The following is a 19512-nucleotide window of genomic DNA, read 5'->3' as shown; positions in this document are numbered from 1 at the left end:
AAACTAAACCAAGGGTGAGAGTACAGATATTGAACGGTGCCAAGGAAAGGCACTTTCAAGCTCGGCAGTAAAGGATTAGCAAAACGCTATGAGTATTTGTTTAGACGAACTGCGGCTACTGGTAGTTCGTCCCACCTTGAAACAACTGCGCGCCTGGTCACCGGGGATGGAAGCCCTGCTGCTTGGCACCGCAGCACAGGAATCCGAACTCGGCTTCCACCTGAAACTGGGGCGCCGGCACGGTCTGGGAATTTTCCAGATACAGCCCAGTACCCACCGACAGATCTGGGACAAGTACCTGATCGACTTCCCCGCGCTCGCCTCCAAGGTACGCGGCCTCGCCAGCCAACGGGATTTCCTGCAACACCCCCACTCCGAACTCGCCACCAACCTGCGCTACGCGACCGCCATCGCCTGGCTGGTTTACCGCGCGGCCGGCGTCGGCGAAGTGGAGAGCGAAGATCTGCCGAAGATGGCCAAATTGTGGAAAAAACACTTCCATCACGGCCCCAGCGCCAGCCTGCGAGATTTTGTCGACAGCTACTGCCGTCTGATCAGGCCCCTGGAAAGCAGGCAGCGAGGAAACCCCGTCTCAGGACACAAACCTGAGCATAAAAAAGCCGCGGCAAACACCGCGGCTCGTGAAACAGATGCGCTGCAGGCACCCACTACCACCACTACAGATTGCGGGCCTCAATATACATTGGCTGCGCAACCTCAGTCTGCTCCTCATCGCGAGCATCCGCGGGAATCCAGGAATCCACAGACTGCTCGATCGATCGCGCGTCCACCTCGGGCGCAGGCATAGAGCGGTCCAGTTCCAGACTCTCAAAATCGTACAGATCCCGATCCGCCAACTGTGACGGCGACACCCGGGTGAGCGCTGCGAAAATATTGTCACTGCGGCCGGGAAACTTGCGATCCCAGTCATTCAGCATCTGCTTGATCGCCTGCCGCTGCAGGTTTTCCTGACTGCCGCACAGATTGCAGGGAATAATCGGGAACTGCTTGTGATCCGCAAACGCAACCAGATCCGATTCGCGGCAGTAAGCCAGCGGGCGAATCACGATGTTGCGTCCATCGTCCGCACGCAGCTTCGGCGGCATCGCCTTCAGGCGACCACCATAAAACATATTCAGGAACAGTGTCTCGACAATATCATCCTTGTGATGCCCCAGCGCCACCTTGGTTGCACCGATCTCCTCGGCAAAACCGTACAGGGTCCCGCGGCGCAGGCGCGAACACAGACCGCACGTCGTCTTGCCCTCCGGCACCACCTCCTTCACCACACTGTAGGTATCCTTGTTCACAATGTGGTACGGCACCCCCACATTCTGCAGGTACTCCGGCAGAATGTGCTCCGGGAAACCCGGCTGCTTCTGATCCATATTCACCGCCACCAGCTCAAAATGCACCGGCGCGGTCTTCTGCAGGTTCATCAGGATTTCCAGCATCGCATAGGAATCCTTACCACCCGACAGACACACCATCACCTTGTCGCCTTCTTCAATCATATTGAAGTCGGCGATCGCCTTGCCCACATTGCGGCGCAGGCGCTTTTGCAGCTTGTTGAATTCCAGCCGCTCGCGGCGGTTTTCCAGATCAGACATGGGTAAATCTCAAATACAGAACAGCAATTTGTTGAGCGCGATGTTGGGCACGCCTGCGGCTTTGCCCAACCTACAGAAAATTGACTACGAAGTTCAAACGTCGATGCGAAGGCGCTGACGCCGGGCAAACCTTTGCGGTACCGTCTGTGGCCATGGATGGCCACAGCCGAGCGTTCAGGGATGAACTCGTAGCGTGTCCCGCAAAGGTTTGCCCGGTGGCAGCGCCGCCACCGAACCCGCTACGAAGCAGCCCCAACTACGGAGCCGCCTAGCCGGGCCCCGTAAAAATCAGGGCGCGATTGTACGCTTTCCGATCAAGAAGTGCACAGGCTATCGGACCGGCTATTCCCATTGCCTGTCAGTATGGTTTCCAGGCAGGGCCATACATGGTCCAGCAGTGCCGGCTGGGCCTTGGCCGTGGGGTGAATACCATCGGACTGCATGGCCCCCTCCTCCAGCGCCACCGTTTCCAGAAAAAATGGTACCAGCGGCACCTGCTCCGCCTCCGCCACCTTCGGATAGACGTCCGCAAACGCCCGGGTATACGCCTTACCGTAATTGGGCGGCATCTGCATCCCCAGCAGCAGCACCTCCGCACCACCATCCCGCGCCAGCTTCACAATCTGCAGCAGGTTATTCTGCAATGCCCGCGGCGGATATCCCCGCAAACCGTCATTGCCCCCAAGCTCCAGCACCAACCAATCCGGAGAATGCTCAGACAGCAGTCGCGGCAACCGCACCAGGCCACCCGCAGATGTCTCCCCGCTCACACTCGCATTCACCACCGCGATATCCAGCTCGCGCTCCGCCAGCCGCTCCCGCAGCAACTGCACCCAGCCCTGGCGCTCATCGATCCCGTACGCCGCGCTGATACTATCCCCCAGTACCAGCAGCGTCCTGCGCCCTTCCTCCCGGTCATCCGCCAACGCCTGACCAGCGTAAAAAACCGTGACCAGCGCGACAAAGCGCAGGCAACGCAAGATAAAAGCAGGCACTGGATACCGGAAAAAGACTGCCGCCATGTCATACTCTCCACTTCATATTTATTACGCATTTTGCAGGAATTACAGGGACTTGCCATGTCAGTGATGCTCAAAGCCGAAAACCTTCACCACCGCGTCACCACCAGTGAAGGCCCTTTGACCCTGCTCAACGACATTTCATTGCAGCTCCCGGCCGGCCAGAGCCTCGCCATTACCGGCGCCTCAGGCTCGGGAAAATCCACCCTGCTCGGCCTGCTCGCCGGCCTCGACCGCCCCACCGAGGGCAAGATCTGGCTCGCCGGCGAAGAGATCACCGCCATGGACGAAGAACAGCGAGCGGCCGTGCGCGCCCGCTGTGTGGGCTTTGTGTTCCAGACCTTCCAACTGCTGCCGGGCCTGACCGCGCGGGAAAATGTCATGCTGCCCAGCGAACTGCGCGGCGAGCGCAACGCCGGCAAGCGTGCAGAAGACTTCCTCGAACGGGTGGGACTCGGCCACCGCCTGCACCACTACCCGCGCCAGCTCTCCGGGGGAGAACAGCAGCGAGTGGCTATTGCGCGGGCATTTTGCAGCATCGCCAATACAGATAATGACCAGCGCAACGGCATTCTGTTCGCCGATGAACCCACCGGCAGTCTCGACGCCCACAACGGCGAAAAGGTCATCGACCTGCTGTTCAAACTCAATGCAGAAACCGGCACCACCCTGGTACTGGTTACCCACGAACAGCGCCTCGCCGAACGCTGCGGAGCGCATCTGCGAATGTCCGCCGGAGAAATTTCTACCGCCGACCTCCCCGACGCCCCTTTCGGTGAACAGGCGGAGGTATCCGCCTGATGCTGCCCCTGCGACTACTGAGCCGCGACTGGCGCGGCGGCGAACTGGCACTTATCGCCACCGCACTGATCCTGGCGGTGAGCTGCGTCACCGCCATCGCCCACTTCTCCGATCGCCTGACCCGTGCCATGCACATCCAGTCCCAGAGCTTTCTGGCCGCCGAACGGGTACTGAAAAGTAGCAAGGAAGTACCGCAAGAATGGCTGGAAAAGGCCAATTCCCTCGGCCTGCAGCGGGCGAAAACCGTCACCTTCGCCTCCATGCTTGCCGCCGGCGATGAATTCCAGTTCGCGTCGGTCAAAGCCGTCAGTTACGGCTACCCACTGGTTGGCCACCTGGAGATACGACAATCCGTCGAAGAAGAGTCACGCGTGGTGCAGCGAGGCCCAGAACCCGGCACAGTTTGGCTGGAAGAGCGCCTGCTGCCATTGATGCGGCTCGGTATTGGCGACCAACTGCAACTGGGTGACAGCAGTTTCACCATCAGCGGCATCATCGACCACGAACCGGACCGCGGTGCCAACCTGTTCTCCATGGGAGCGCGGGTTATGATGCACACCAGCGATCTCGCCGCCACCAACATTCTGCAGCCCGGCAGTCGCGTCAACTACAACTACCTGCTCGCCGGCGACGACGCTGCGCTGGACAACTACCTCAAATGGCTGCGCCCCAAACTCACCCTGCACGAACACATCACCGACCTGAAGGAGGGACAGCCACGGGTCGCCATGACGCTGGAACGCGCGGAAAGCTTCCTGTATCTGGCCGCCAGTCTGGCGGTCCTGCTCGCCAGTGTTGCCGTCGGTCTCGCTGCCAGACGCTACGGCCTGCGCCACGCGAATTACGTTGCCGTGATGAAAAGCCTGGGCGCCGGTAAACACAAAATCCTCGGAATCTACATCGGCCAGATGGCGGCCCTCACCCTGATCGCCACGGCCATCGGCCTCATCATCGGCTCCGTGGTGCAGTCCCAGGCTGTCAACCTGCTGCAAGGTTTCTTCCCGGTCACTCCGCCCCCGAGCAGTTGGCAGCCCCTGCTGGTCGGTATCGCCACCGGCCTCGCCTGCGTGGTCGGCTTCGCCCTGCCGCCCCTGTTCCGCCTCGCCCAGACCGACCCGATGCAGACCCTGCGACAGGACTGGAGCAACCCGGACAGACGCGAATGGCTCGGCCTGTTACCCGGTCCCATTTCCATGCTGCTGCTGATCTGGTGGCTGTCCGGCAGCCTCGCCATCACCGTCGCCCTGCTCGCCGGGCTAGGGCTCCTGGTGGCTGGCGCCGCTGCCGTCAACCGCCTGCTGGTCAGAGGCAGGCTCGCCGCCCTCGGCGGCAGCTGGCGCATCGCCCTCGGTAGCCTGCAGCGCCGTGCCGGCTTCAACACTCTGCTGATCGCCGCGTTTGGCACCGGCCTGCTGGCCATGCTCGCCATGTTCTACGCGCGCACCGCATTGATCGACGAGTGGAAAATGCAGCTGCCGGACAATGCACCCAACCACTTCCTCGTCAATATCGCTCCCTACGAGCTCGACGCCGTCAAACGCGCCATCGCCGACAAACACCTCGAAGGCACCGAGTTCTATCCCATGGTCCGCGGCCGGCTTATCGCCGTAAACGGCACCCCGGTTACCGAGCGTGAACAAAATGACGGCGCCATCCGCCGTGAGCTCAATTTGAGCTGGACCGACACCCTCCCCGCCGACAACAAAATTGTCGCAGGAAAATGGTGGAACGAAGAAACCAGCGAAGACGACTCTTCCCAAGGGATTTCAGTGGAAGTCGAAGTCGCCGCCCGCCTCGGCCTGAACCTCGGCGACGTGCTGCGTTTCTCCATCGGCGGTCTTGAAACCGAAGCGCCCGTTACCAGTCTGCGCACCCTCGACTGGAACAGCATGCGCCCGAACTTTTTCATGATCTTCGCTCCCGGCAGCCTCGACAGCTTCCCAGCAACCTACATTCAGAGCTTCTACCTGCCCCCTGAAGACAAACTGTTCGTCAACGAACTGGTGCGAAACTTCCCCAGTGTCAGCATCATCGAACTGGACAAGATCCTGGAAAACATCCGCGAAACCATCAGCCAGGTCGCCTTCGCCATCGAAGCCGTTCTCGCCCTGATGCTGATCGCCGGCGTACTCGTCCTGGTTGCCGGCGTGCGCGCCAGCATTGCCGAGCGTTTGCAGGAGGCCGCTGTCATCCGCACACTGGGCGGCCGCCGGCAGTTACTTATTCGCAGCCTGATCATCGAATTTGGATTGCTGGGAATTGCCGCGGGACTGCTTGCGGCTTTTGGCACCGAAGCGACACTTGCGGTGCTTTCGCAGCGAGTATTTGAGTTACCGTTTAATTTCCACCCTGGGCTGTGGGTACTTGGCCCTGCGGTTGGTGCGCTACTGGTTGGTACTGCGGGGACGCTGGCCTGTCGCAGTGCGGTTAGTGAGCCGCCATTGAAAGTTTTGCGTGAGCTTGCCTGACTAGGGCCTGTTAACAGCTTCGTAGCGCTGGATTCCGGTACCGGATCAAGTCCGGCACAGGCTCTTCGCGCCGGAATGACGATGTAGTTAGACTTATTCGCTTACGAAGTACAAATATTTGAATTGCAGGGGGAGTGCCGGGGATCTGTTTTTGAAAGCGTCGCTTACAGGATGTTTGCGCCGCAGCGCCCAGGGATGGGTTGAAGGGGGGCGCCTAGCCCGGTTTCAAAAACAGATACCCGGCGCTTCACCGCCACCACACTTGCTTAAGAAGACCACTCGACAGAACCATGATGGATTTAGAGTTCGATAAAAACCACATCTGGCATCCCTACTCTTCCCTGATCAATCCCCCGCCCGTCTACCCCATCGCAAGAGCCGAAGGTGTACGAATTTATCTCGAAGACGGCCGCGGATTGATCGACGGCATGAGTTCCTGGTGGAGCACCCTGCACGGCTATAACGTCCCCGAACTGAACGCCGCCATGCAGGCGCAGATGGAAAAAATGAGCCACGTCATGTTCGGCGGTCTCACCCATGAGCCCGCCATCGAACTGTGCAAAAAACTCGTGGCACTCACCCCAGAACCACTGCAGAAAGTCTTCCTCGCCGACTCCGGCTCAGTCTCCGTCGAAGTCGCCATCAAAATGGCCCTGCAATACTGGCACTCCCAGGGCAGGCCAGAGAAAAACAAACTGCTCGCCTTGCGCAACGGCTACCACGGCGACACCTTCGGTGCCATGGCCACCTGCGATCCCGTCACCGGCATGCACCACCTGTTCGCCAGTCAGCTCACCCAGCACCTGTTTGCGCCGGCACCAGAACCGAAATTCGACGAACCCTGCACCGATGCCGACATCGCCGAGCTGCAGCAAACGATTGCACAGAATCGCGAACAACTGGCCGCGGTGATTCTGGAACCCATTGTCCAGGGCGCCGGCGGTATGCGTTTTTATTCCCCGGACTATTTGCGCAAAGTCCGTGAGCTCTGCGACAGATACGACCTGCTGCTGATCGCCGATGAAATTGCCACGGGCTTCGGCCGCAGTGGCAAGATGTTTGCCTGCGAACACGCGGGTATCAGCCCCGATATTCTGACCCTTGGCAAGGCGCTCACCGGCGGTACCATGACGCTGGCCGCGGCACTGTGTACCGATAAGGTGGCGGAGGGGATCTGCAAGGGCGAGGCGGGTGTGTTTATGCACGGCCCGACGTTTATGGGCAATCCGATGGCCTGTGCGGTCGCCAATGCCAGTGTTGATCTGCTGCTGGAGCGTGACTGGCAGCAGCAGGTGAACAATATCGAGGCGCAACTGATTAAAGAGTTGGCCCCTCTGAAAGAGGCCAGTGGCGTGGCCGATGTGCGTGTGCTTGGTGCCATCGGCGTGGTGGAGATGAAAGCGCCTGTGGATAACCGGACGCTGCAGGAAAGCCTGATCGAGCGCGGTGTGTGGCTGCGCCCGTTCGGCAAGTTGGTTTATGCAATGCCGCCTTATGTTATTTCTTCCGAAGACCTTAGCCGTCTGACCGGTGCAATGGTCGAAACCCTTTCCTCGCTCTGAGTATCTCTCTAAATATTCCAAGTCCGGTGGCGGTGCCGCTACCGGGTACGGTCTTGCGAGACGCGCCGTACACCCATCCCTGGGGGCTCTTCCGCGAGGTCCCTCTCGCGGAAGGTCTCGCAAGACCGTACCCGGCATCGGCACCTTCATTCCTAACCTCACTACTCTCGTAGCAAGCCTTTTTGCATCTCATCACAAAACGTAAAAGCTGGCGGAAAAACCGTTCCAGTGAAACCTTTCCGCACGTCCTTCCTTTGCCGTACCCAGAACCCCCGATGGTTCCTATTAAAAATAATTCACAAAAAAGGAAGTTCCATGAAGCGATTGATCAGAGTCAGCAAACCACTCAGTGTAGCCATTGCGGCAGTCTCAATGGCAGCGACCTCCCTGTTTTCCGCAGGTGCCCTCGCCGCCAACTACGGCGAAGCGCTACAGAAATCCATTTATTTTTACGAGGCCCAGCAGTCGGGTCCTATTCCCGGTTGGAACCGCAACGAGTGGCGCGGTGATTCCGGTATGGCGGACGGTGCCGACAGTAATGTCGACCTGACCGGCGGCTGGTACGACGCCGGTGACCATGTGAAGTTCGGTTTCCCCATGGCTGCCAGTGCCACCATGCTCGCCTGGGGCGTGGTGGAAAACCGCGAGGCCTACGCGCAGACAGGCCAGCTGGAACATATCCAGAATAACCTGCGCTTTGTGGCGGATTATTTTGTGAAGGCCCATACCGCACCCAACGAACTCTGGGGGCAGGTCGGTAACGGTGGTACCGACCACGCCTGGTGGGGCTCGGCGGAAGTGATGCAGATGGCGCGCCCGTCCTACAAGGTCGATGCGAGTTGCCCGGGGTCGGATATTGCCGGTGAAACGGCGGCGGCGCTGGCGGCGATAGCGATGGTGTTCGAGTCCACCGATGCGAGTTATGCGGCGAATTTGCTGCAACACGCGGAACAGCTGTACAGCTTTGCCGACAATTATCGCGGCAAGTATAGTGACTGCATCACCGACGCCGGCAGCTATTACAACTCCTGGAGCGGCTATAGCGACGAGCTGGTGTGGGGGGCGGCGTGGCTGTATCGCGCAACCGGTAATCAGGTCTACCTCGACAAGGCCAACAGCTACTACGCGAATCTCTCCACCGAACAGCAATCCACTATCAAGTCCTACAAGTGGACCCACGCCTGGGACGACAAGAGCTACGGCAGCTACGTGCTGATGGCGCAGCTGACCGACAACGCCGAGTACCGCGCCGATGCCGAGCGCTGGCTGGATTTCTGGACCACCGGCTATAACGGCAACCGCGTCACCTACACCCCCGGCGGCCTTGCGCATCTGGATCAGTGGGGCGCCGCGCGCTATTCCTCCAACACGTCCTTTATCGCGCTGGTCTATGCGGACTACCTGAACCAGGTCGATCCCGGCAACAGCCGCGCACAGACCTACTACGACTTTGCCGTCGGCCAGATGGAATACCTGCTCGGGGATAACCCGATGAACATGAGTTACCAGATCGGTTACGGCTCTGTGTACCCCACCTCGCCCCACCATCGCACCGCGCACGGCTCCTGGAACGACAGCCTCGCCGATCCAGTGGACAGTCGTCACACGCTGGTCGGCGCTTTGGTCGGCGGCCCGGATACGTCGGACAATTTCCAGAACGACCGCGGTGATTATGTACTGAACGAGGTAGCGACGGATTACAACGCGGGCTTTACCGGCGCACTGGCGCGGCTGTGGCTGGATTTCGGCGGCAACCCGATTGCGGATACAAACTTCCCGGTTGCGGAAACCCGCGATACGGAATTTTTCGTCGATGCCAAATTGAATTCCACTGGTCCGCGCCACACGGAAATCAGCGCGCGGCCGCACAACCGCAGCGCCTGGCCGGCGCGGCTCACCGACAACCTGAGCCTGCGCTACTGGATTGATATTTCCGAACTGGTGGACGCGGGTTATTCAGCCAGCGACCTGCAACTCTCCAGCGCCTACAGCCAGGCCAGCGGTTTCACCGGCCCGCATCCGTGGGGCGACCCGGCGGACAATATTTACTACGTGGAAGTGTCCTTCGCCGGTGTGGATATTTATCCCGGCGGCCAGTCGCAAACCAAGAAGGAGGCCCAGTTCCGCGTCGCGGTGCCGGAAGGCCTGCCGTGGGACCCGAGCAACGATCCGTCATGGGATGACTACGGCAGTGAGCGCCTGGAGGCACCACTGATCGCACTGTATGACGACGGCGAACTGATCTGGGGACAGGAGCCCGGCGAGGGCTGCGGTGGCGATTCCGGTATCAACTGTGTGCCAACGGCGAATGATGTGAGCGTACAGACCGGCTTCGAATCCCAGGTGATGGTAACCCTCAGCGGTGCAGACAGCGATGGCAGTATCACTGCCTACAATGTGGAAAGCGATCCCGCCAATGGCAGCCTGAGCGGCAGCGGCGCCTCGCGCCTGTACACCCCCGATGCCGGCTTCTTCGGCAGTGACAGCTTCACCTACACCGTTACCGATAACAGCGGTGCCGTTTCCCCCGCAGCCACGGTGACCATCGATGTGGAGTCGCCACCTATTCCTGCCGTAAGTATCACCTCTCCGGCCAGTGGCAGCACCTTCGATGAGGGCGAAGACATCACCGTGCAATACACCCTGCAGTACGCAGATGGTGTGAACCTGTATTTCGATGGTGCACTGACTTCAAGCGCGAGCGGCGCGGTGGATCTGACCATTCCCGCACCTGCGGTGGGCAGCCATCAAATAGAAGTGCGCGCGGTGGATGACGGCGAAGAACTTACCGCCAGTGACAGTATTTCCATTTCCGTGGAGGCGGTATCCACCGGTGGTGGAGAAGGCGGTGGAGTCTCTTGTGAAGCCATCAGCGCAGACACCTGGAATACCGGCTTCGTACTGAACAATATCACCGTCACCAACGACGGCAGCGAAGCGATCCAGAGCTGGGAAATCGAACTCACCTTTGCCGACCCGATTACGTTGGTGAACGGCTGGAGCGGCGTATTCAGCCTGTCCTCCGACGGCCGTGTGGTAACCATTTCCAATGCGCCCTGGAACGGCGGACTGCAGCCGGGTGGTTCCACCGTGCTTGGTTTCCAGGGCGGCCACAACGGGAATTTCGCCCTGCCCACCTGCAGCGGCAACTGATTGTTGTAGTTGTTTAGCGCCGGAACTGTTGTGAACACATTGTCGTATTCACCGCAGTTCCGGCTCGCAACCACCGCTGCCCTCCGCACACGCGCAGCAAAAAACAAAAAAACGAATAAAAGCAAAATGACGAGAGACTAAAAACCATGAACCAGGAAACTGAATTTCTCCGTGTCCGTTTCTGGGCTGCGCTTGCCGCCTGCGGCTGGCTGTTACCCCTTCAGGCGCAATCGCAGGAAACCATCTCCTGCGATGTGGATTACCCCATCAGCGACTGGAACGGCGCCTATCAGGTCAACGTTGGCATCACCAATACCGGCAGCAGCCCCATCGCCGGCTGGGCATTGGAATGGGACGTTGGTGCAGGTGAAACGCACAGTGGCGGCTGGAACGCCACCATCACCCAAAGTGGCACCCACATCAGTGCCGCCAATACGGCGAATCACTGGAACGGCACCATCGCCCCCGGTGCCACCCATCAATTTGGCATTCAGCTGAGCGACGCCGCGCCACCGGCGCAGGTGCCCGGCACCTTTACCCTCAACGGTACACCGTGCAATGGCGGCAATTCCTCGAGCTCGTCCTCTTCAAGCAGCTCGTCCGGTGGCAGCTCCTCAAGCTCTTCCTCGAGTAGCAGTGGCGCCAGTTCCTCGTCCGGCAGTTCTTCCAGCGGTGGCAATGCGATCACCCTGCAGGAAAACGCTGCAGGATTCTGTGGTGTGGACGGCAGTGTCGACAGCAACAATGCCGGGTTTACCGGCGACGGCTTTGCCAACACAGACAACCTCAATGGCACGCGCATTCGCTGGAGTGTGAATGCGGCCTCCAGCAGCGATTACCTGCTGGACTGGCGCTTCGCCAACGGCGGCAGCGCCGCTCGCCCCGCCGGTGTGCGCGTTAACGGCGCCGACCTAGCCAGCGTGGACTTCCCCACTACCGGCGGCTGGACCAGCTGGAGCCAGGCCAGTGCCGTGGCGTCCCTGCAAGCCGGGGAAAATACCGTGGAGCTAGTGGCCAGCAGCGATAGCGGCCTCGCCAATATCGATGCGCTTACCGTGACCGGCGATGCCCCCAACGCCGGGACATGCGTATCCAGTGGTAGTGGCACCTACCGGATGGAAAGCCTGACTCGCGGTGTCACGGTGGTGCCCACCGGCAGTGGCAACCTGGTGAGCTGGCGCATTCTCGGTAACGACGATCCGAGTGTGGCCTTCAACCTCTATCGCGACGGCCAGAAGATCAACAGCGCCACCATCACAGGGGCGAGCAACTATCTGGACAGCGGCGCATCTGCCAGCGCCCAGTATTCGGTGCGTCCCATCACCAATGGCAGCGAGGGTGCGCCGGCACCGGCAGAAGTGGTGTTCAACGGCAGCGGCTATTTTGACGTGCCCCTGCAGCGTCCGGCGGCCGGTTCCGATTACACCTATTCCGCCAACGACGCCAGCGCCGCCGACCTCACCGGCGACGGCCAGTACGAGTTGATCGTGAAATGGGACCCGAGCAACTCCCGCGACAACTCCCAGAGCGGCATTACCGGCAATGTCTACATCGATGCCTATCGCCTGAATGGCGAACGCCTGTGGCGCATCGACCTCGGTCGCAATATCCGCGCCGGCGCCCACTACACCCAGTTCCAGGCCTACGACTACAACGGTGACGGCCGTGCGGAAGTGGCGATGAAAACCGCCGATGGCACCGTGGACGGCAACGGCAATGTGATTGGCAGTGCGAGCGCGGACTACCGCAATTCCTCCGGCTATATCCTCTCCGGCCCGGAGTTCCTCACCATTTTTGACGGCCTCACCGGTGCCGCCATCGATACTGTCGACTACCAGCCGGCGCGCGGTAGCGTTAGCAGTTGGGGCGACAGTTACGGCAACCGCGTCGACCGTTTCCTCGCCGGCACCGCCTGGCTGGACGGCTCGACGCCCAGCCTGATTTTCTCCCGCGGCTACTACACCCGCACAGTGATCTGGGCGGTGGATTTTGATGGCCAGAATCTCTCCACCCGCTGGATATTCGACTCCAACCAGGCCGGCAACGAATACGAGGGACAGGGCGCCCACAGTCTGTCCATCGCCGATCTGGATGGCGACGGTCGCCAGGATATCGTGTTCGGCGCCATGGCCATCGGCTCCAATGGACAACCTCTGTGGAACACCCGCATGTACCATGGCGACGCGCTGCACGTGAGCGATTTTGTGCCCAGCCGTCTCGGCCAGGAAGTCTTCATGCCCGCCGAACACAGCGACCAGCCCTCGTCGCGTTTGATCGACGGCAGTACCGGCTCGGTGATTTTCCAGACCCCGGCCAATGGCGACAACGGCCGCGCAGTGGCCGGCAACGTGTGGGCCGGTAATCCCGGCGGTGAATACTGGTCTTCGCGGGTCAGTGGACTGCTGAATGCCAGCGGTACCAGCGTCGCCTCCAAACCCGGCTCTACCAATTTCCTGATCTGGTGGGACGGGGACGGTGAACGCGAACTGCTGGACGGTACTCACATCGACAAATACGAACCGTCCGCACGCTTGCTCACCGGCGCCAATGTGGTGTCCAACAACAGCACCAAAGCCACACCGTCCCTGTCCGCCGACCTGTTCGGCGACTGGCGCGAGGAAGTCATCTGGGCCACCAGCGACAGTTCCGCCCTGCGTATTTACGCCACGCCGTATGTTACGGAACTGCGCATTCCCACCCTGATGCACGACCCGCAATACCGCGCCGCCATCGCCTGGCAGAACAGCGCCTACAACCAGCCGCCGCATCCGAGTTTTTATATTGGCAGTGAGGTAACTTCCTATCCGTGGCCGGATATTTATACCCCTTGACGATTTGGTAAAACTTGTTCAACACAGACGAAAAAGGGCTCCGCTATGGAGCCCTTTTTTACCTCACCTCGATCTTCAACCCGCCGGCTGGATAAAGCGGAAATCTTTTACGTCGATATAGTTTTCCGCACTCACCCGCGCCGCGTCATCGGTGCGCACAAACAACCCGACCTTGGCGCCCACCCAGCGTCCGGGACGGGACTGGAACAATTCACCCAACCCGCGGAAGCGACCGTTTTCTTTCTGGTAGCTGAACACCGTCTGGCCGCCCTGGCCCACGGTCATGCGCAGGGTCAGCGCACCGGCTTTGACCCGGGTGTGAGGCTCGAAATGTTCACTGCAGCCCTTGCGCGCATCGCGGCAGCTCACTTCCCCGATTTCCACCTCTCCGGTACCCGGCAGGTTGCGGAAACCAATCCAGGCGTAATCTTCACCAAACATCAGCAGGCCACCTTCCGCTTCGCCGAGTGTTTCCGGGATTTCCAACGTGGTCTGCAGAATAAATTCCGGTGCCGGCAGTTTCTGTAGCAACAGTGACGGCTGCATCCAAAGATTATCGGTATCCGGGTCCACGTTCTGTTGCGCGAACAAACGCAGATACCCTTCCCGCTGGCTCAACGAATACCAGCTGTTGTCGTAGTTGGCATTCCACTGCCACTGCAGCGCCAGCTCGTCAGCGGAGAAGTCGTCTTCAAACGGCAGGGCTTTTACCGGGCTCGGTTTACTAACTTCCGGCTTGCGGTAACTTGTCACCGGGTTGCCCACACCATCGCCATCTTTATCCACACCGATTACCGGCCAGCCGTCTTTCCACTGCATCGGCTGCAGATGCACGATACGGCCGTAGGGACCGCGCGCCTGGAAGTGCACAAACCAGTCTTCACCGGCGGGCGTGTGTACCCAGGCGCCCTGGTGTGGGCCGTTGGTGATACTGTCGCCCTGCTCCATCACGATGCGGTCTTCGTAGGGACCGTAAATATTTTTGGCGCGAAATACCGACTGCCAGCCCACGGGCACACCGCCAGCAGGGGCGAACACGTAGTAGTACTCGCCGCGCTTGTAGAACTTAGGTCCCTCTAACGTGCGGTAGCCTTCGAGTTCATGGCCATTGATCACCACTTCGCCTTCCGCTTCCACTTCAGTGCCTTCGGCGTTCATTTTGTGCAGCGTGAGGATATTGTTTTTGCCAGAACGACTTTTTGCCCAGCCGTGCAGCAGGTAGGCCTGGCCATCGTCATCCCACAGTGGGGTGGGATCGATAATGCCTTTGCCGGGTAGAATCAGTTTTGGTTCGCTCCAACCCTGTTTGGGGTCAACGGTGTTGGTCATGTAAATGCCGTGGTCCGGATCGGGGAAGAAGATCCACAGCTTGTCGTCGTGGTACCGGATATTCGGCGCCCAGATACCATTGCCGTGTTGCGGTTTGGCAAAGGTTTCCGCGGGCACATTCTTGTCCACCACGTAATCGATCAGTTCCCAGTTCACCATGTCGGTGGAGTGCAGCAACGGCAGGCCCGGGGAGGCATTGAAACTGGACGCGGTCATATAAAAATCGTCACCCACCGCCACTACGTCCGGGTCGGAATAATCCGCGTACAGGATCGGGTTCTGGTAGCGGCCGTTGCCCAGGTCCGCCTGCCACAGAGCGGCGGTTTTCGCCAGTGTATCTATACTCACCGGCTGGCTGTTTTCCACCGCCGGCTGGTCACACCCCACCATACCCACGGTCATCGCCAGCAAGCTCGCACACCACGTCAACGGTGTACTCCGCAATTTTTTCATCCGTCTCTCTCCGTCTTTCTATCGTTTTATTTATTCAGTTCCAGGCTCGCGAGAATAAACGGGCCTATGCCTTTGGGATCGTTGTCCCGCACCGGCTCGCTGATGTAGTACTCGTAAGAACCATCCCGGTAGGGGGTTCCACCGAGCCCGGCAACAGCACAATTACTGGTCAAATGAATTTCTCGATCATCACCGTCGATGCGGATAAGGTTTCCCATCAGGCCGTTATAACTTTCTTCTGCCAGCACCCTATAGCGTGGCGGCAGGTAACCGCGGTTGGCACCCTTCGCCATGGCATACACGAACATCACACTACCGGTAGCCTCCAGATAATTTCCTTCCCGCCGGCCCTGATCCGTTACCTGATACCAGAGTTTGGTTTTTTCATCGCGGAATTTCAGCGCCGCATCCAGCACCTGTTGCAGGTATCCGGAAAGGACCTGGCGGCCGTTGTGGTCTTCGGGAAAATATTCAATAGCATCGACCAGGGCCATCACGTACCAGCCAATGGAGCGCGACCAGAAATTCGGTGATACCCCGGTCTGCGGGTTCGCCCATTGCTGTTGGCGACTCTCATCCCAGGCGTGGTAGGGCAGACCGGTGTCCGGGTCGATATGGTGCTGCATTACCAGGTCGAACTGGCTCTGTACATCGTCAAATGCGGCTGCGTCCGCATCGGTACTGCTCAGGTACTGGGCATAAAACGGCGCGCCCATGTAAAGGCCATCCAGCCACATCTGGTGCGGGTAGCGCTGTTTGTGCCAGAAGCCGCCCTCGCGGGTTCGCGGCTGCCCTTCCAGTTGAGAGACCAGCGTGTCCAGGGCCTTCTGGTAACGGGGCTTCGGGCTGAACTGCTGCAGGAACAGCAGCATGCGGCCAGGCGTCAGGTGGTCGATGTTGTAGTTTTCCAGTTTATAGGTGGCGATATTGCCGTCGGCATCGATCAGGGTATCGGCGTATTTACGGAGGTAGTCCACATAGCGCTGATCGCCGGTGGATTCATACAGTCGCTGGTAGGCGGTCATCATCAGACCGTGGGTATAGTTCCACTTGGGCGTTTCGCGGAAATCGATCTGCCAGGGCTCTGGATTGCGCTGCATGTCCGACAGCGCCACGCGCTCGGCCCAGCTGAGATCTTCGGGAACAGGTGTGGCGAAAACACGCCCCGCGGCCAGGACCAATGCCAGGGCAACAATGAAAACGTTTACATTCATGGTCATACTTCTGCGCCATTCCATTCTTATTTTGCGGTGCCTACCGCTGAAATATCGCCTGAGTGATACGGAATCACGATTGTCATAATGACAATTATGGCAGGCAATTCAACTCATTCATCGAGCGCACCAATATATTTGGCCTGACCACAAATGTAAACCTGGCGACCATGGATTGCGGCGGGACGAGAAATCAGAAGGAAGTGACGGGACGCGGATAGCGGGAAAATACGAGAGATACAAAGGAGATGGTGATGGCCACCCGACCCCGGGAGACAGGGTCAGGCAACTTGCCGGCGATCAGTATTTCACACTGCAGCCATAGGCACGGGACGAAGCCGTGTCCACCGCTTTGCCCGCCAGTGATGCATCCAGTGCGGCGGCGACGTAGTTATTGGAATCCGGAATTACCGCGGGGTTGGCGGAGTCATTGTCATCAATGGCGCCGGCGTACACCACCTGCCCCTGCGGGTTGATAATGAACATATGTGGCGTGGTCTTGGCACCGTAAGCGCGGCCCATGCTGCCATCGGCATCGAGCAGAAAAGGCGCGCTGGCGTTCAGGTTATGACTCTTTGCGACTTCCAGGGCCTCGGCCGGTTCCAGGTATCCCTGCTTGCCCTTGGCGGAGGAGATCACCGTCAGCCAGTTGATATCCGCGTCGGTGTATTTTTTCTGCAGCGCCTGCATATTGCCGCTGCCGTAGTGCTTTTTCACATAGGGGCAGTCTTTGTTGAACCACTCGACCACCAGCCACTCACCGGCATAATCCGCCAGGCTGTGGGTTTTGCCGGCCGCGTCCACCTCGGAAAAATCCGGCGCTTTATCACCGGGAGTGGCGGCGGCCATCACCAGGGTTGGGAGCGCCATTAAAAATGCACAAGCGGTATTGCGCAGGTTTTTACGGTACCGATTCCCTCGGATCTGATTCCCATTCATGTCGAATTCCCTCTTTCCTTTTCCTCTAGTGTTGAGAGCCTGACTCGCCGGCAAACAGCGCCTCGATCATGCTCGCCTGTAAAATCTGTGGCAGCAGCACCGGTGTTTTGCGACCCGGGGCATACCAGGCGTACACCGGAACGGAGTTGCGCCCGAGCGCGGAAAGCGCGGCGGTAATCGCCGGGTCCTGATCCGTCCAGTCCGCCCGCACAAGATAGACATCATTGCTCGCAAACAGTGCGGTAATCTCGTCGGTATCCAGCACCAGTTTCTTGTTCACCTGACAGGTGATACACCAAGCCGCGGTGTAATCGATAAACACGCCCTGCCCCCGCGCCAGTGCGCCGTCGATCGCGGCTTTGTCATAGGGCTGCCACCCTTCCCCGGCAACAGCGGACGCTGCCGGCGCAGGTCGATCCTGCAGCGAATTAGCCGCGAACAACCCCATAACGATAACCGCCAGAACCGCGCACCAGGCAAACAACTTGCCGAACCGGTGCAGATGCTGCGCCAGCCACAGGGCGAACACCACCGCCAGCAGCACAAGAGCGCCCAGCAGCCAGCCATCGTCCCCCACCAGACGCCCCAGCACCCACAGCAGCCAGATCACGGTGGCGTAAAGCGGAAAAGCGAGAAACTGACGCAGGGTTTCCATCCACGGACCGGGTTGCGGCAAGCGCCGCAGCAGTGCCGGGAACAGGCACAACAGAACGAACGGCAACGCCAGACCGAGGCCCAGGCCGACAAAGATCGCCATGGCGGATATCGCCGGCAACAGGGTAGCCGCCCCCAGGGCCGCGCCCATAAACGGGCCGGTGCAGGGCGCGGCAACGAATACCGCGAGCACGCCAGTGGCGAAACTGCCGGCGCGACTGTGGCCGGCGAGATTCATCAGCCGGTGTCCGAATTCATAGACGCCGCTGAAGGAAAGCGCCATCAGCCAGAACAATACAATCAACGCCAGTACGACCGGTGCCGACTGCAACTGGAACCCCCAGCCGATGGCGGCACCACCGGCGCGCAGTATCAACAACAGACCACCCAGCAGGGCAAAGGTCACCAGCACGCCGGCGCCGTACAGGAAGCCCGCTTTCAATCGCTCCTGTGTCGAGGTCCCTGGCCCCATCAGCCCGAACAGCTTGATCGACAATACCGGAAAGACACAGGGCATCAGATTGAGAATGGCGCCACCGGCGATGGCCGCCAGCAACAACAGCCATAGCGGTTGTGGCGGCGCTGCCGCAGGTTTTTCGAAGGTAGTGGCGGTGACAGAATCCTGGTCCGGCGAATCCGGCACTGCATCAATGGCCACATCGTCGAATTGCCAGGCCTCGCCCCCCGAAGCCACCACAAAGCCCGTGGTATTGGCGGCGGGTGCACCGGGGACGCGCACAAAGGAATAGGCAACGTATTTGCCGTCCGGAAAAATTTCCGGCGCGGCGGCAGTCAGCAGCGCGCCGTCCATAGGAAACACCTCTGGTGGTTCCTGTGCACCGCTGCTGCTTTCCAGTGCCAGATTTACCTGTTCGCCGTCGCGCTGCAAGCCGGCGATACGCCAGGGACTTTGGCTCGCCGCTTTCGGTACCCGGGACAAAAATCTGTCGCGCAGAGCGCGGTCCGCGGAAGACCACTTTGCGGAATCGCCACGGGGGCGTTCCAGTGTCATGGTACCGAAGCCCGGAATACAGTCCTCCTTGCACACCAGCCATTCCAGATTGACCTGAAGCTGTACAAGGTCCGCCGCGGGTGTGACATCAAACAGATACGCCACATCACCTTCGTAACCGAGATTGGTCAGGTGCGCGATAGGCAGGCGCACCGGGAAGGGCCACTGGATATCCCCTACGTCGGCACTGGTGGCAGTGATCGCAAACCGCGGTGCCGCGCCGGAATCGCCTGCGTTGCGCCAGTACACATGCCAGCCGGGATCGACTTCAAAATAGAAACCGATGGTTTCGGATGTTTGGCCAAATTGCTCGGGGGCCAGCCAGCGTACCTGCACATGGTCGCCGGACGTGGAGTCCTGAGCCTGCGCCACAGCGGCAAACACAGCGGTAAGCCAGAGCACCGTTACGAATAGAATTCTTCTCGTTATTTTTAGCGACAGCACGCAATCCTCGCCTTACGGTATAG

Annotated in this window: 11 protein-coding genes; 5 read left to right on the top strand and 6 right to left on the bottom strand. The window is 59.7% G+C overall.

Going from position 1 to position 19512, the window contains the following annotated elements:
- Window positions 1-677 precede the first annotated feature (677 nt).
- Window positions 678-1610 (bottom strand): tRNA 2-thiocytidine(32) synthetase TtcA, encoded by a 933-nt coding sequence (gene ttcA / locus PVT68_RS17605; protein WP_280320389.1) that lies wholly within the window; start codon window positions 1608-1610, stop codon window positions 678-680.
- 314 nt (window positions 1611-1924) lie between these two features.
- A complete protein-coding gene (locus tag PVT68_RS17600; protein ID WP_280320388.1) occupies window positions 1925-2632 on the bottom strand; it encodes an arylesterase in 708 nt (235 codons plus the stop codon).
- Window positions 2633-2689: 57 nt separating this feature from the next.
- On the opposite strand from PVT68_RS17600, the gene PVT68_RS17595 reads away from it, so the two are divergent.
- The 5 genes from PVT68_RS17595 (at window position 2690) to PVT68_RS17575 (ending at window position 13444) form a co-directional block, all read left to right on the top strand.
- Window positions 2690-3430: an ABC transporter ATP-binding protein gene (locus tag PVT68_RS17595; RefSeq protein ID WP_280320387.1), complete on the top strand. Its 741-nt coding sequence runs from the start codon at window positions 2690-2692 to the stop codon at window positions 3428-3430.
- The gene (locus tag PVT68_RS17590; protein WP_280320386.1) at window positions 3430-5898 is read left to right on the top strand and encodes an ABC transporter permease; all 2469 of its coding nucleotides are present in this window, start codon (window positions 3430-3432) and stop codon (window positions 5896-5898) included. The genes PVT68_RS17595 and PVT68_RS17590 overlap by 1 nt, the downstream gene beginning before the upstream one ends.
- 290 nt (window positions 5899-6188) lie before the next feature.
- Window positions 6189-7460, top strand: coding sequence for an adenosylmethionine--8-amino-7-oxononanoate transaminase (bioA, locus tag PVT68_RS17585; RefSeq protein WP_280320385.1), 1272 nt, complete (start codon window positions 6189-6191; stop codon window positions 7458-7460).
- Window positions 7461-7775: 315 nt separating this feature from the next.
- The gene (locus PVT68_RS17580; RefSeq protein ID WP_280320384.1) at window positions 7776-10613 is read left to right on the top strand and encodes a glycoside hydrolase family 9 protein; all 2838 of its coding nucleotides are present in this window, start codon (window positions 7776-7778) and stop codon (window positions 10611-10613) included.
- A gap of 146 nt (window positions 10614-10759) precedes the next feature.
- Window positions 10760-13444 (top strand): rhamnogalacturonan lyase family protein, encoded by a 2685-nt coding sequence (locus PVT68_RS17575; RefSeq protein ID WP_280320383.1) that lies wholly within the window; start codon window positions 10760-10762, stop codon window positions 13442-13444.
- Between the two features lie 75 nt (window positions 13445-13519).
- On the opposite strand, the gene PVT68_RS17570 is transcribed toward PVT68_RS17575, so the two are convergent.
- The 4 genes from PVT68_RS17570 to PVT68_RS17555 all read right to left on the bottom strand — a co-directional run bounded on the left by PVT68_RS17570 (window position 13520) and on the right by PVT68_RS17555 (window position 19447).
- Window positions 13520-15226: a glycoside hydrolase family 43 protein gene (locus PVT68_RS17570; RefSeq protein ID WP_280320382.1), complete on the bottom strand. Its 1707-nt coding sequence runs from the start codon at window positions 15224-15226 to the stop codon at window positions 13520-13522.
- A gap of 26 nt (window positions 15227-15252) precedes the next feature.
- Window positions 15253-16440, bottom strand: coding sequence for a glycoside hydrolase family 88/105 protein (locus PVT68_RS17565; protein WP_280320381.1), 1188 nt, complete (start codon window positions 16438-16440; stop codon window positions 15253-15255).
- Between the two features lie 300 nt (window positions 16441-16740).
- Entirely contained in the window at window positions 16741-17379 is a 639-nt protein-coding gene (locus PVT68_RS17560; RefSeq protein WP_280320380.1) for a thioredoxin family protein, read from the bottom strand.
- A 25-nt stretch (window positions 17380-17404) separates the two neighbouring features.
- Complete coding sequence (locus PVT68_RS17555; RefSeq protein WP_280320379.1) at window positions 17405-19447, bottom strand: protein-disulfide reductase DsbD family protein; 2043 nt, start codon at window positions 19445-19447, stop codon at window positions 17405-17407.
- Window positions 19448-19512: the final 65 nt, after the last annotated feature.

The sequence above is a fragment of the Microbulbifer bruguierae genome, from assembly GCF_029869925.1.
GTDB classification, from domain to species: domain Bacteria; phylum Pseudomonadota; class Gammaproteobacteria; order Pseudomonadales; family Cellvibrionaceae; genus Microbulbifer; species Microbulbifer bruguierae.
The sequence above is the reverse complement of the archived record's forward strand: the minus strand, read 5'-3'. Positions and strand labels throughout refer to the sequence as shown.

Excerpts from the sequence above, each read along its gene's own strand:
- PVT68_RS17595 (WP_280320387.1), top strand. The coding sequence starts at position 2,690 with ATGTCAGTGATGCTCAAAGCCGAAAACCTTCACCACCGCGTCACCACC.
- PVT68_RS17575 (WP_280320383.1), top strand. The coding sequence starts at position 10,760 with ATGAACCAGGAAACTGAATTTCTCCGTGTCCGTTTCTGGGCTGCGCTT.
- bioA (WP_280320385.1), top strand. The coding sequence starts at position 6,189 with ATGATGGATTTAGAGTTCGATAAAAACCACATCTGGCATCCCTACTCT.
- PVT68_RS17600 (WP_280320388.1), bottom strand. The coding sequence starts at position 2,632 with ATGGCGGCAGTCTTTTTCCGGTATCCAGTGCCTGCTTTTATCTTGCGT.
- PVT68_RS17580 (WP_280320384.1), top strand. The coding sequence starts at position 7,776 with ATGAAGCGATTGATCAGAGTCAGCAAACCACTCAGTGTAGCCATTGCG.
- ttcA (WP_280320389.1), bottom strand. The coding sequence starts at position 1,610 with ATGTCTGATCTGGAAAACCGCCGCGAGCGGCTGGAATTCAACAAGCTG.
- PVT68_RS17560 (WP_280320380.1), bottom strand. The coding sequence starts at position 17,379 with ATGAATGGGAATCAGATCCGAGGGAATCGGTACCGTAAAAACCTGCGC.
- PVT68_RS17565 (WP_280320381.1), bottom strand. The coding sequence starts at position 16,440 with ATGAATGTAAACGTTTTCATTGTTGCCCTGGCATTGGTCCTGGCCGCG.
- PVT68_RS17570 (WP_280320382.1), bottom strand. The coding sequence starts at position 15,226 with ATGAAAAAATTGCGGAGTACACCGTTGACGTGGTGTGCGAGCTTGCTG.
- PVT68_RS17590 (WP_280320386.1), top strand. The coding sequence starts at position 3,430 with ATGCTGCCCCTGCGACTACTGAGCCGCGACTGGCGCGGCGGCGAACTG.